This window comes from Streptomyces odontotermitis (genome assembly GCF_050510915.1).
Classification (GTDB): Bacteria; Actinomycetota; Actinomycetes; order Streptomycetales; family Streptomycetaceae; genus Streptomyces.
In genome coordinates, this window is record NZ_JBNJLS010000013.1 from 36,786 (window position 1) to 49,498 (window position 12,713).

Annotated in this window: 12 protein-coding genes; 5 read left to right on the forward strand and 7 right to left on the reverse strand. The window is 71.5% G+C overall.

Going from position 1 to position 12,713, the window contains the following annotated elements:
- The first annotated feature begins 68 nt into the window (after nucleotides 1-68).
- Together ACQB60_RS29930 and ACQB60_RS29935 are read left to right on the forward strand one after the other, a co-directional pair.
- Complete coding sequence (locus tag ACQB60_RS29930; protein WP_496929224.1) at nucleotides 69-1,049, forward strand: NUDIX hydrolase; 981 nt, start codon at nucleotides 69-71, stop codon at nucleotides 1,047-1,049.
- Nucleotides 1,046-1,882 carry an MBL fold metallo-hydrolase gene (locus ACQB60_RS29935; RefSeq protein WP_384834891.1) on the forward strand — a complete coding sequence of 279 codons (837 nt, stop codon included), beginning with the start codon at nucleotides 1,046-1,048 and terminating at the stop codon, nucleotides 1,880-1,882. Before ACQB60_RS29930 ends, ACQB60_RS29935 begins: the two co-directional genes overlap by 4 nt.
- A 19-nt stretch (nucleotides 1,883-1,901) precedes the next feature.
- On the opposite strand, the gene ACQB60_RS29940 is transcribed toward ACQB60_RS29935, so the two are convergent.
- Both ACQB60_RS29940 and ACQB60_RS29945 read right to left on the reverse strand, forming a co-directional pair.
- On the reverse strand, nucleotides 1,902-2,672 hold the full coding sequence (locus tag ACQB60_RS29940) for a nucleotidyltransferase domain-containing protein (protein WP_496929361.1): 771 nt from the start codon (nucleotides 2,670-2,672) through the stop codon (nucleotides 1,902-1,904).
- A 234-nt stretch (nucleotides 2,673-2,906) separates the two neighbouring features.
- Entirely contained in the window at nucleotides 2,907-3,581 is a 675-nt protein-coding gene (locus ACQB60_RS29945; protein ID WP_161304336.1) for a cyclic nucleotide-binding domain-containing protein, read from the reverse strand.
- Between the two features lie 391 nt (nucleotides 3,582-3,972).
- Here ACQB60_RS29945 and nth point away from each other — a divergent pair, with 391 nt between their 5' ends.
- The 3 genes from nth to ACQB60_RS29960 all read left to right on the forward strand — a co-directional run bounded on the left by nth (nucleotide 3,973) and on the right by ACQB60_RS29960 (nucleotide 7,119).
- Nucleotides 3,973-4,992, forward strand: a complete 1,020-nt coding sequence (nth, locus tag ACQB60_RS29950; RefSeq protein WP_496929225.1) for an endonuclease III — start codon at nucleotides 3,973-3,975, stop codon at nucleotides 4,990-4,992.
- A 72-nt stretch (nucleotides 4,993-5,064) separates the two neighbouring features.
- Nucleotides 5,065-5,868: an NUDIX hydrolase gene (locus tag ACQB60_RS29955; RefSeq protein WP_496929226.1), complete on the forward strand. Its 804-nt coding sequence runs from the start codon at nucleotides 5,065-5,067 to the stop codon at nucleotides 5,866-5,868.
- Nucleotides 5,869-5,919: 51 nt separating this feature from the next.
- On the forward strand, nucleotides 5,920-7,119 hold the full coding sequence (locus ACQB60_RS29960; protein ID WP_496929227.1) for a MarP family serine protease: 1,200 nt from the start codon (nucleotides 5,920-5,922) through the stop codon (nucleotides 7,117-7,119).
- A gap of 26 nt (nucleotides 7,120-7,145) precedes the next feature.
- On the opposite strand, the gene ACQB60_RS29965 is transcribed toward ACQB60_RS29960, so the two are convergent.
- The 5 genes from ACQB60_RS29965 to acs form a co-directional block, all read right to left on the reverse strand.
- Nucleotides 7,146-7,343, reverse strand: coding sequence for a hypothetical protein (locus ACQB60_RS29965; RefSeq protein ID WP_496929228.1), 198 nt, complete (start codon nucleotides 7,341-7,343; stop codon nucleotides 7,146-7,148).
- A 183-nt stretch (nucleotides 7,344-7,526) separates the two neighbouring features.
- The gene (locus ACQB60_RS29970) at nucleotides 7,527-8,489 is read right to left on the reverse strand and encodes an alpha/beta fold hydrolase (protein WP_496929229.1); all 963 of its coding nucleotides are present in this window, start codon (nucleotides 8,487-8,489) and stop codon (nucleotides 7,527-7,529) included.
- A complete protein-coding gene (locus ACQB60_RS29975) occupies nucleotides 8,486-8,986 on the reverse strand; it encodes a phage holin family protein (protein WP_496929230.1) in 501 nt (166 codons plus the stop codon). Before ACQB60_RS29975 ends, ACQB60_RS29970 begins: the two co-directional genes overlap by 4 nt.
- A 38-nt stretch (nucleotides 8,987-9,024) precedes the next feature.
- Nucleotides 9,025-10,425, reverse strand: a complete 1,401-nt coding sequence (gene nhaA, locus ACQB60_RS29980) for a Na+/H+ antiporter NhaA (RefSeq protein WP_496929231.1) — start codon at nucleotides 10,423-10,425, stop codon at nucleotides 9,025-9,027.
- A 242-nt stretch (nucleotides 10,426-10,667) separates the two neighbouring features.
- Nucleotides 10,668-12,668 carry an acetate--CoA ligase gene (gene acs, locus ACQB60_RS29985; RefSeq protein WP_496929232.1) on the reverse strand — a complete coding sequence of 667 codons (2,001 nt, stop codon included), beginning with the start codon at nucleotides 12,666-12,668 and terminating at the stop codon, nucleotides 10,668-10,670.
- Nucleotides 12,669-12,713: the final 45 nt, after the last annotated feature.

A 12,713-nucleotide genomic window follows, 5' to 3' on the forward strand; every position in this document is an offset into this window, starting at 1 on the left:
TGCGCGCGCCGTGGGGCGGCCGGTAGTTGCCCCTCGAACATAAGCGCGCCAAGGGATAGCCTCCGCCCATGGCAAATGGGCAGTGGTACCCACCGGAGTGGCCGGATCGCATCCGTGCCCTGGCGAGCGGGGAGCTGACGCCCGCGACGCCGCGGCGCGCGGCGACCGTGATGCTGCTCCGCGACGCGGCGGCGGGTGCGGGATCCGGTTCCGGCACTCCGCACGCCCCGCAGGTTCACATGCTGCGCAGACGCGCCTCCATGGCTTTCGCCGGAGGCGCGTACGCGTATCCGGGCGGCGGCGTCGACCCGCGCGACGACGACCTCCTGGTCCGCTGGGCGGGCCCCGCGCGCGAGGTGTGGGCGGACCGCCTCGGCGTGCCCGACACGGCGACCGCGCAGGCCGTCGTCTGCGCGGCCGTGCGCGAGACGTACGAGGAGGCCGGCGTGCTGCTCGCGGGCCCCACCTCCGACTCGGTGGTGGGCGACACCACGGGCGCCGACTGGGAGGCGGACCGCGAGGCCCTGGTGGCCCGCGACCTGTCCTTCGCGGAGTTCCTCGACCGCCGCGGCCTGACCCTGCGCAGCGACCTCCTTGCCGCCTGGGCCCGCTGGATCACCCCCGAGTTCGAACCCCGGCGCTACGACACGTTCTTCTTCGTCGCGGCCCTGCCCGCGGGCCAGCGCACCCGCAACGCCTCGACGGAGGCGGACCGGACGGTGTGGATCGCCCCCGAGGAGGCCACCGCCGGCTACGACAGCGGCGAACTCCTCATGATGCCGCCCACCATCGCCACGCTCCGCCAGCTCCTCCCGTACGCCTCCCCGGCCGCGGCCCTCGCCGCCGCCCCCACCCGCGACCTGACCCCGGTCCTGGCCCAGGCACGCCTGGAGGAGGGCGAGTTGGTCCTGACGTGGCCGGGGCACGACGAGTTCACCAAGCACATCCCGACGGGCTCAACGGGCTCAACGGGCTCAACGGGCTCAACGAGCTCGACGAGTTCCACGAGCTCGACGGGCCGGGCCGGAGCAACCGGAGACGCCAAGTGACCGAAGCCGCAGCCCTCCCCGGCCAGCCCCGCGGGCTCGTCGTGTCCGGGCCCGCCACCGACCGCGCCGTGAACGTCCTCGCGCCCAACGCCGACGCCATGACGCTCGACGGGACCAACACCTGGATCGTCTCCGAGCCGGACTCCGCGCTCGCCGTGGTGATCGACCCGGGGCCGCTGGACGAGGGGCACCTGCAGAACGTCGTCGCCACCGCCGGACGCCTCGGCAAGCGCGTCGCCTTGACCCTGCTCACCCACGGCCACCCCGACCACGCGGAGGGCGCGGGCCGGTTCGCGGAGCTGACGGGCACCAAGGTGCGGGCGCTCGACCCGGCGCTGCGGCTCGGGGACGAGGGGCTCGGGGCCGGGGACGTGGTGACCACCGGCGGGCTCGAACTGCGCGTCGTGCCCACACCCGGCCACACCGCCGACTCGCTGAGCTTCCATCTCCCCGCCGACCAGGCCGTGTTGACGGGCGACACCATCCTCGGCCGGGGCACCACGGTCGTCGCGCACCCGGACGGGCGCCTCGGCGACTACCTGGACTCGCTGCGCCGGCTGCGCTCCCTGACCGTCGACGACGGCGTGCACACGGTCCTGCCGGGCCACGGCCCCGTCCTCGACGACGCCCAGGGCGCCGTCGAGTTCTACCTCGCCCACCGGGCCCACCGCCTGGCCCAGGTCGAGACGGCGGTGGAGAACGGACACGTGACGCCCGCGGACGTGGTCGCGCACGTGTACGCGGACGTGGACCGCTCACTGTGGCCCGCCGCCGAGCTGTCGGTGCGGGCACAGCTGGAGTACTTGGGGGAGCACGGGCTCATCGAGGGGTGAGGGGCCGGGCGCCCCCCGGTCATGGGCGGGGCGCCTTCACCCCGTGCACCGCCGCGTACTCCGCGGCCAGCCACGGCCCGAGCTCCTCCGCGTACGAGGCGAGCAACTCCCGGTCGGCCACCGGCTCGTACGCGACGGCGGCCGCGCCCCGGATCCGCTCGCCCCACTCGGGGTAGTACCGCGCGAACGCCCCGGCCATCTCGTCGAGGTCACTGGTCCAGCCGCCCCAGCGCGGCATGACCAGAGTGAAGGCCGTGCGGACGAGATGCCGGGAGATCCGCCGGGACAGCACACGCAGGTCCGCGTCCGTGCCCGCCGCCGCCAACTGCTCGCGCCAGCGCGCCAGACAGAGGGCCAGGTCCCCGTTGGTCTCGCGCGCGAGGAGCCCGTCGGGCCGGTAGCGCGGCAGGAACTCGGCCAGGTCCTCGCCGAGCAGCGGCGTGCAGAGGCAGGCGAGGAACCACCCGAAGTCGTACGTCTCCAAGGGGCTCAGCACCCGGTCCCGCGAGAACAGCAGCGCCCCGACCCCGTCGATCTCCCCGAACTCCCCGTCGAGCGCGCCCCCGACGGCCTCGGCGGCGGCCCGGTCGGCCTCCGTGGGCTCCGCGCGCAGGACGATCAGCAGGTCGAGATCGGACCGCCCGGGCCGCGCCGTCCCCCGCGGAACGGACCCGTAGAGGTACGCACTGTCGAGCCGCGTCCCGAACGCGTCGAGCACCCGGTCCCGCGCCGCCGCGACGACCGGCCGGAACTCGGTCTGTACGCGGGCGAGGGACCCTTCGCGCGCGATGTACCCCTGCTCGTCGAGCCCGGTCCCGGTCCCGGTCCTGGTCCTGGTTCCGGTTCCGGTCCCGGTCCCGGTCCCGGGGCGAGGTTCCGGCTCGCTGACCTCGGTGACGGAGCTGCTCTCCACGGGGGCACCCCTCCAGGCTCAGGGACGGACGGCACGGGACAGCACGATGGGGCCCCGCCCATACCCGGGCGGGGCCCCATCACCGTACGGACGGACCGTACGGACAGCGCGTCAGCGCGACCGCTTGGCCAGTCGCTCCACGTCGAGCAGGATCACCGCGCGCGCCTCGAGCCGCAGCCAGCCGCGGCCCGCGAAGTCGGCGAGTGCCTTGTTGACCGTCTCGCGGGAGGCGCCGACCAGCTGGGCGAGCTCTTCCTGCGTGAGGTCGTGCACCACGTGGATGCCTTCCTCGGACTGCACGCCGAAGCGGCGCGACAGGTCGAGGAGCGCGCGGGCCACGCGGCCCGGGACGTCCGAGAAGACCAGGTCGGACATCTGGTCGTTGGTCTTGCGCAGGCGCCGGGCGACGGCGCGCAGGAGCGCGGAGGCCACCTCGGGGCGGGCGTTCAGCCAGGGCTGGAGGTCGCCGTGGCCCAGGCCGAGGAGCTTCACCTCGGTGAGGGCGGAGGCGGTCGCCGTGCGTGGGCCCGGGTCGAAGAGCGACAGCTCACCGATGAGCTCGCCGGGGCCGAGCACCGCCAGCATGTTCTCCCGGCCGTCCGGGGATGTGCGGTGGAGCTTCACCTTGCCCTCGGTGACCACGTACAGGCGGTCTCCGGGGTCGCCCTCGTGGAAAAGGGCGTCTCCGCGCGCGAGCGTCACCTCACTCATGGAGGCGCGGAGCTCCGCGGCCTGCTCGTCATCGAGCGCCGCGAAGAGCGGGGCGCGCCGCAGAACGTCGTCCACGAGTTCTCTCCTTGTCGACCTGCTCAGGGGATCTTGCTCCCCCGTTTTCAGGGGACCGTGCTCCCCATTTTGCCGGACGGTCCAAACAGTGTGATCAGTCACAAGTCTGCCGCACTGGCGTCGCGTGCCGTGCGGGAGGGGGCCAATTGGGGGCCGATTACCGGGCTCCGGGGCGGATGTCAGTGGCTGGCTCTAGGCTGGCCGGGTGTCCAAAAAGCCGGTGAGAGCGCAGGCCAAGGGGGCTGGGACGGCGACGGGGGCGCACGATTCCGCTGTGGGCGAACAGGCGTGCGCGAGTTCAGTGAATTCCGACAAAGAGGGCAAGTCGGACTCCCGGCGCGCGAGGAAGACGGCGGTTGAGCTCTCTGCCAACGAGAAGGTGGTCCAGAAGGTGACGACAGCCAAGAAGGCGACGTCCGCGGCCAAGAAGACGACGCCTGCCGCCAAGAAGGCGACGCCCGCCAAGAAGGCAGCGACGCCCGCCAAGAAGGCAGCGACGCCCGCCAAGAAGGCAGCTGCCACCAACCAGAAGACAGCCGCCACCAAGAAGGCAGCCATCACCAAGAAGGCAACGGCCACCAAGAAGACAGCGGCCAAGAAAGAAGCGCCCGCCGCCCCCAAGACCGCCCAGGCCACCAAGCCCGAGTCCGCCCTCTCCCTGGTCCGCCGAGCCCGCCGCATCAACCGCGAGCTCGCCGAGGTGTACCCCTACGCCCACCCCGAGCTGGACTTCGAGAATCCCTTCCAGCTCGTGGTCGCCACCGTCCTCTCCGCGCAGACCACCGACCTGCGCGTGAACCAGACGACGCCCGCCCTCTTCGCCCGCTACCCCACCCCCGAGGACCTCGCCGCGGCCAACCCCGAAGAGGTCGAGGAGCTGATCAGGCCCACCGGCTTCTTCCGCGCCAAGACCAAGTCGATCATGGGCCTCGCAGCCGCCCTGCGGGACGACTTCGGGGGTGAGGTCCCCGGCCGCCTCGAAGATCTCGTCAAGCTCCCCGGAGTGGGCCGCAAGACCGCCTTCGTCGTGTTGGGCAACGCCTTCGGCCGCCCGGGCATCACCGTGGACACCCACTTCGGCCGCCTCGTCCGCCGCTGGAAGTGGACCGACGAGGAGGACCCCGACAAGGTCGAGAAGGCCGTCGGCGCGCTCTTCCCGAAGAGCGACTGGACGATGCTCAGCCACCACGTGATCTTCCACGGCCGCCGCATCTGCCACGCCCGCAAGCCCGCCTGCGGCGCCTGCCCGATCGCCCCGCTCTGCCCGGCGTACGGGGAGGGCGAGACCGACCCGGAGAAGGCCAGGAAGCTCCTGAAGTACGAGAAGGGCGGCTTCCCCGGCCAGCGCCTGAAGCCCCCGCAGTCCTACCTGGACGCGGGCGGCCTCCCGGCCCGCCCCCTGGGCGCCTGAAGAGAGGCGGGCGACCCCGCGGAACGAACCGCGGGGCCAAGGGCGTTGTGTTCACACGGACGGGGGTGGCCCATGGCACACACGAGCAGGATCCACGAAGGCACGGACAGGGACAGCACTGACGAGGGCAGCATCGACACGGACGACAGGAACGGCAGAGGCACCGGCGGCAACAGCGGCACCGGCCGGGACGCAGCCCCGGAAGACGGCCACGTGACCCTCTCCACCGACGGCCTCCCCACCTGGCTCGACCCCGTCGTGCGCGCCGCCGGCACCGTGCGCCCCGACCAGCTCAGCCGCTTCCTGCCCCCGGAGAGCGGCGCAGGGCGCCAGTCCGCCGTCCTGGTCCTCTTCGGCGAGGGCGAGCGGGGCCCCGAGCTCCTCCTCATGGAGCGCGCGGGCTCCCTCAGGTCTCACGCGGGCCAGCCCTCCTTCCCGGGCGGCGCCCTCGACCCGGAGGACGGCGATCCGCGGACGGACGGCCCCCTGCGCGCCGCCCTGCGCGAGGCCGAGGAGGAGACCGGCCTCGACCCACGCGGCGTGCAGCTCTTCGGAGTGCTGCCCGCGCTCTACATCCCGGTGAGCGAATTCGTCGTGACGCCCGTCCTCGGCTGGTGGCGCTCGCCGAGCCCCGTCTCCGTCGTCGACCCCGGCGAGACGGCCCGGGTCTTCACCGTCCCCGTGTCCGATCTCACGGATCCGGCCAACCGCGCCACCGCCGTGCACCCCAGCGGGCACAAGGGCCCGGCCTTCCTCGTCGCATCCGCTCTGGTCTGGGGTTTTACGGCGGGAGTGATCGACCGGATCCTCCACTTCGCGGGCTGGGAGCGCCCCTGGGACAGGGCGAAGCAGGTCCCGCTCGACTGGCGCGCATGACAAGGTGGGGGGCTGATGAAGCGACCATGATGCGAGGCGAGGCGTGATTCGGTGAACGTGGTGGACATCCTCCTCCTGCTCGCAGCCGTCTGGTTCGCGGTCGTGGGATACCGCCAGGGCTTCGTCGTCGGCATCCTGTCGGTGATCGGCTTCCTGGGCGGCGGTCTGGTCGCGGTGTACCTGCTGCCGGTCATCTGGGACGCGGCCACGGACGAGGGGACGGTGGGCACGACGGAGGCCGTCGTCGCCGTCGTCATCGTGATCGTCTGTGCCTCGGTGGGCCAGGCGTTCACCACGCACCTGGGCAACAAGCTCCGCCGGTACATCACCTGGCGGCCCGCCCGCGTCCTGGACGCGACGGGCGGCGCGCTCGTCAACGTACTGGCGATGCTTCTGGTCGCCTGGCTGATCGGCAGCGCGCTCGGCGGCACGTCGCTGCAGTCGCTCACCAAAGAGGTCAAGGGCTCGAAGGTGCTCCACGGCGTCAACGACGCCCTCCCTGACGAGGCCGGCACCTGGTTCGACGACTTCTCCTCGGTCCTCGCGCGCAACGGCTTCCCGCAGGTCTTCAGCCCGTTCTCGAACGAGCCCATCAAGGAAGTCAGCCCGCCCGACCCGAAGCTCGCCAAGAGCCGCGTCGCCACGACCGCGCAGAAGTCCATCGTGAAGGTCGTCGGCCAGGCGTCCGGCTGCGGCAAGGTCCTGGAAGGCACCGGCTTCGTCTTCGACGACCGCCGCGTGATGACCAACGCCCACGTGGTCGGCGGCGTCGACGAGCCCACCGTCCAGATCGGCGGCCAGGGCCGCCTGTACGACGCGAAGGTCGTCCTCTACGACTGGGAGCGCGACATCGCCGTACTGGACGTGCCGTCCCTGCAGGCGCCCGCGCTCAAGTTCACCGAGCGCGACGCGAGCAGCGGGGACAACGCGATCGTCGCGGGCTTCCCCGAGAACGGCGCGTACGACGTCCGCCCCGCGCGCGTGCGCGGCCGCATCACGGCCAACGGCCCGGACATCTACCACCGGGGCACCGTCCGCCGTGACGTCTACTCGCTGTTCGCGACCGTCCGCCAGGGCAACTCCGGCGGCCCGCTCCTCACACCCGAGGGGCAGGTCTACGGAGTGGTGTTCGCCAAGTCCCTCGACGACCCGGACACCGGGTACGCGCTCACCGCGGACGAGATCCGCGAGGACATCCGGCGCGGCCGCACCGCCAACCAGCAGGTCGACAGCCAGGGTTGCGCGCTGTGAGGGGAGCTGTGGCGGGAGGGAACGGCTCAGTCGCGGTTGTGGCGTAGCCGCGCCGAGACCCAGCGGGCCCTGCGGCGCAGGATGTGGGGGATGCCGATGCCCTGAGCGGAGACGGCCTGCCCGGGGTACCCCGGATCGTGCCGGCCACCCCTTTCGTGGCTGTTCACCGCTGTGGCCGAGCGGCGATTGCGTGCTGCGTCACTGTAGTCGTGCGTCCAGCCCATACCCCGACGTGTGCCCGTGCCTCATGGTCGGTAACCGCGCACAGGGGCCCCAATTGGCCTATGCGGCAGGCAATTGGCGTTCGTAGGACAGACGTTCCCAGTGGACACGCGTCACCTCAGCCGGACGCCCCGCGAGCCCTCAGCCGGACGCCCGCGAGCCCTCAGCCGGGCGCACACGAGCCCTCAGCGGTCCGGCTCGGGATCCTTCAGCCAGCTCACCAGCTCGCTCGAGAAGGCCACCGGGTCCTCCTCGTGCGGGAAGTGCCCCAGACCGTCGAACAGCCGCCAGCGGTACGGGGCTTCGACGTACTCCCCGGAGCCGGCCGCGCTGCGCGTGCGCAGGACCGGGTCGAGCGAGCCGTGCAGATGCAGCGTGGGCACCCGCACCGGCCGCTTCATGCGCCGGTTGAACTGGATGCCGTCGGGCCGCGCCAGCGAGCGCACCATCCACCGGTACGGCTCGATCGAGCAGTGCGCCGTCGACGGGATGCACATCGCCCGCCGGTACGTCTCCACGGCCTCGTCGTCCGGCAGCCCGGGCCCGGACCAGTCCCGGATCAGCCGCCCCACCAACGCCCCGTCGTCCGCGACGAGTTGACGCTCCGGCAGCCAGGGCCGCTGAAAGCCCCAGATGTAGGACCCGGCCGCGGTCTGCTTCCGGTCGCGCAGCATCGCCGAGCGCCAGCGGCGCGGGTGCGGCATCGACGAGACGACCAGGCGGCGCACCAGCTTGGGCCGCATCACGGCCGCCGTCCACGCGAGATAGCCGCCCAGGTCGTGGCCGACGAGCGCCGCGTCCGGCTCGCCGAGGGAGCGCACCACGCCGGTGATGTCGAGCGCGAGGTTCGCCGGGTCGTAGCCGCGCGGGGTGCGGTCGCTGCCGCCCACGCCGCGCAGGTCCATCGCGACGGCGCGGAAGCCCGCGTCGGCCAGCGCCGTCAGCTGGTGCCGCCACGACCACCAGAACTGCGGGAAGCCGTGCAGCAGCAGGACCAGCGGCCCCTCGCCGAGCTCGGCGATGTGGAAGCGCGCCCCGTTCGCGGCGACGTCCCGGTGGCTCCAGGGCCCTTCGATGCGTACCAGCGAAGGGGGCGCCGTGGGCGCGGGGGACGAGGACGTGGTGTGCTGCGGGGCGGGGTCCGTCATGAAGACGAGCGTGCCACAGCGTCGGCGGCCTCGAGGGCGCGGTCACCGGCAGCGGTACCCGCAGGGCTCACGGCGCGCGGGTGCGGCTTGACGTTCCCCAGTACGGCGGCGGTCTCCTTGGCGGACGCGGCGACCTTCTGCGGGCCCCTGCCCTTCTTGGCCTTCTTCGCGAAGACGACGCCGATCAGCGCGAGCAGCCCGGCCACCAGAACGTTCGCGGCGAACGACAGCACGAAGCAGATCGCCATGTTCCAGTGGCTCCACGTCCGGATCCCGTACGCGAGTGCGAAGCTCAGCATCGGCAGCGAGAAGATGAGCACCGCCCCCGCCGCCGCGAACGCGGCCCCGCCGACCGCGCCGCGCTTGACGTCCTGGCGCAACTGGGCCTTGGCCAGGGCGATCTCGTCGTGCACCAGGGCGGACATCTCGCTCGTCGCCGTGGCGACCAGCTGGCCGAGGCTGCGCTCGGCGCCGACGGGGCCGTCGGGTGCGCTCATCGCGTACTCCCTCTTCATTTCCGGGTGTCTGCCTCAGATCATGCCGGACCGTCGCCCCCGCTGCTCGACCCACCCGCCACTTCAGCGAGCCTGCGGTGTTCGGCGGCCTTCCGCTCGTAGATCTCCGCCATCCGCAGGTGGTAGTCCGGCTTGTCCTGTTCGTAGACGTCCGGGATGCCGTCCTGGTCCTCGTCGCGCTCCTCGTCCTCGCACAGCTTGCGGTACTTGGCGTTCCGAACCTTCAGGAGTACGGAGGCGAGCACGGCCGCGATGAGAGAGCCCATCAGGACGGCGGCCTTGATCTCGTCCGTCATCAGCTGGTCGCCCTTGAAGGCGAGTTCACCGATCAGGAGCGAGACGGTGAAGCCGATCCCGGCCAGTGAGGCGACCGCGAACACATCGGGCCAGGCCAGCTCGTCGTTCAGCTCGGCCTTGGTGAACCGCGCGGCCAGCCAGGTCCCGCCGAAGATGCCGACCGCCTTGCCGACCACGAGGCCGAGCACCACACCCAGCGTCTCGGGCCGGGTGAAGACGTCCCCGAGCGCCCCGCCCGAGACCGCGACCCCGGCGCTGAACAGCGCGAACAACGGCACCGCGAGCCCGGCGCTGACCGGGCGTACGAGGTGCTCGATGTGCTCGCCGGGGGAGTGCTCCTCACCGTTCTCGCGGTGGCAGCGCAACATCAGGCCCATGGCGACACCGGCGATGGTGGCGTGGACGCCGCTGTTGTACATCAGGCCCCAGATCGCCAGCGCCAGCGGCACGTAGATGTACCAGCCGCGCACGCGCTTCCTGAGCAGCAGCCAGAAGACGGCGAGGCCGACGACGGCGCCGCCGAGCGCGGCGAAGTTGAGGTCGCTGGTGAAGAAGACCGCGATGATCAGGATCGCGAAGAGGTCGTCGACGACGGCGAGGGTGAGCAGGAAGGCGCGCAGCGCCGACGGCAGCGAGGTGCCGATGACGGCGAGCACGGCGAGCGCGAAGGCGATGTCGGTGGCCGTCGGCACCGCCCAGCCGTCCGTCGATCCGCCGCCGAGGGTGTTGACCAGGACGTACACGAGCGCGGGCACGGCCATGCCGCAGACCGCGGCGATCACGGGCAGCGCGGCCGCCTTGGGGTCGCGCAGATCGCCCGCGACCAGCTCGCGCTTGAGCTCGATCCCGGCGACGAAGAAGAAGATCGCGAGCAGCCCGTCGGCCGCCCAGTGCTGTATGGAGAGGTTCAGGCCGAGCGATCCGGGCCCGATGTGGAAGTCACGGACGGACTCGTAGCTCTCCTTGAGCGGGGTGTTCGCCCAGATCAGGGCGGCGATGGCGGCGATGAGCAGCAGCACGCCGCCGACGGTCTCGGCGCGCAGGGCGTCCGCCACGAAAGTGCGCTCGGGCAGGGAGAGGCGTCCGAGGACCTTGCGGTTGTTCTGGGGTGCGGGCGCGGCCACGGGGGTCGACCTCCGGTCAGGTAGGCAGGACAAAGCACATGCCGACCAGACTTCCCGGCGCACCTAGATGTTTCTTGTCGCGTTGTTGACGCGATCCTTAGGGTACCTAACGTGCGCCCGGACCTATCCGGTGATCTTCACTTTAAGCGCGAAAAGGGCACCCGGCGCGCTCGCCGGGTGCCCTTTTCGCTGTCGTACGGCATCCCCGTACGGGATGTCGTACGGGGATGCCGTGCGGGAGATCAGTCCTCGCTCGGCGCCGCCGGCAGCTTCGACTGGATCAGGTCCATCACGGACGAGTCGGTGAGCGTCGTGACGTCCCCGAGCTCCCGGTTCTCCGCGACGTCCCGCAGCAGGCGCCGCATGATCTTGCCGGACCGGGTCTTGGGAAGCTCCGCCACCGGCAGGACCCGCTTCGGCTTGGCGATCGGCCCGAGCGTCGCGCCCACGTGGTTGCGGAGCTCGGCGACGAGCCCCTCGTCCTCCGCGTTCGCGGTGCCCCGCAGGATCACGAAGGCGACGATGGCCTGCCCGGTGGTCTCGTCGGCGGCGCCGACCACGGCGGCCTCGGCGACGGCCGGGTGCGAGACGAGCGCCGACTCGACCTCGGTGGTCGAGATGTTGTGGCCGGAGACCAGCATCACGTCGTCCACGCGGCCGAGGAGCCAGATGTCCCCGTCCTCGTCCTTCTTGGCGCCGTCACCGGCGAAGTACTTGCCCTCGAAGCGCGACCAGTAGGTGTCGATGAACCGCTGGTCGTCGCCCCAGATGGTGCGCAGCATGGAGGGCCACGGCTCGGTGAGGACGAGGTAGCCGCCCCCGCCGTTCGGGACCTCGTTCGCCTCGTCGTCGACGACGGTCGCGGAGATGCCGGGCAGCGGACGCTGCGCCGAGCCGGGCTTCGTCTCCGTCACACCGGGCAGCGGGGAGATCATCATCGCCCCGGTCTCGGTCTGCCACCAGGTGTCCACGATCGGGCAGGTGTCGCCGCCGATGTTCTTCCGGTACCAGATCCACGCCTCGGGGTTGATCGGCTCACCGACCGACCCGAGGACCCGCAGGCTGCTCAGGTCGAACTTGGCGGGGATGTCGTCGCCCCACTTCATGAAAGTACGGATGGCGGTGGGCGCCGTGTACAGGATCGTGACCCCGTACTTCTGCACGATCTCCCAGAAGCGGCCCTGGTGCGGGGTGTCCGGCGTGCCCTCGTACATGACCTGCGTCGCGCCGTTCGCGAGCGGGCCGTAGGTGATGTAGGAGTGGCCCGTCACCCAGCCGATGTCGGCCGTGCACCAGTAGACATCCGTCTCCGGCTTGAGGTCGAAGACCGCGTGGTGCGTGTACGACGCCTGCGTGAGGTAGCCGCCCGAGGTGTGCAGGATGCCCTTCGGCTTACCCGTCGTACCGGACGTGTAGAGGATGAAGAGCGGGTGCTCCGCGTCGAACGCCTGCGGGGTGTGCTCCGCGGACTGCCGCGCGACGATGTCGTGCCACCACACGTCGCGGCCCTCGGTCCACGCCACGTCCTGCTCGGTGCGGCGCACGACGAGCACCTTGGAGACGCCGTCGACCCGGCTGACGGCCTCGTCCACGGCGGGCTTGAGCGCGGACGGCTTGCCCCTGCGGTAGCCGCCGTCCGCCGTGATGACGAGCTTCGCGTCCGCGTCCTGGATGCGGGCGGCGATGGCGTCGGCGGAGAAGCCGCCGAAGACGACGGAGTGGGCGGCGCCGATGCGCGCGCACGCCAGCATCGCGACGACCGCCTCCGGGATCATCGGCAGATAGACCGCGACCCGGTCGCCCGCCTGAACTCCCAGCTCCGTCAGGGCGTTCGCGGCCCTGCTGACCTCGTCCTTGAGCTCGGCGTAGGTGATGGCCCGGCTGTCGCCGGGCTCGCCCTCGAAGTGGATCGCGACGCGGTCACCGTTGCCGGCCTCCACGTGGCGGTCGACGCAGTTGTACGCGACGTTGAGCTTCCCGTCGGCGAACCACTTCGCGAAGGGCGGGTTCGACCAGTCGAGCGTCTCGGTCGGTTCGGTGGCCCAGGTCAGCCGACGGGCCTGCTCGGCCCAGAAGCCGAGCCTGTCAGCCTTGGCCTGTTCATACGCCTCCGCGGTGACGTTGGCGTCGGCCGCCAGCTCCGCCGGTGGCGCGAACCTGCGCTCTTCCTTCAGCAGGTTGGCCAGGCTTTCGTTGCTCACGACATCTCCCTTTCCCAGGGTGTCCGTTGTGTCCCAAGCCACAGCTCATCAGACGGACAGCCCTGGTGACAAGGGCCTGCGGAAAAT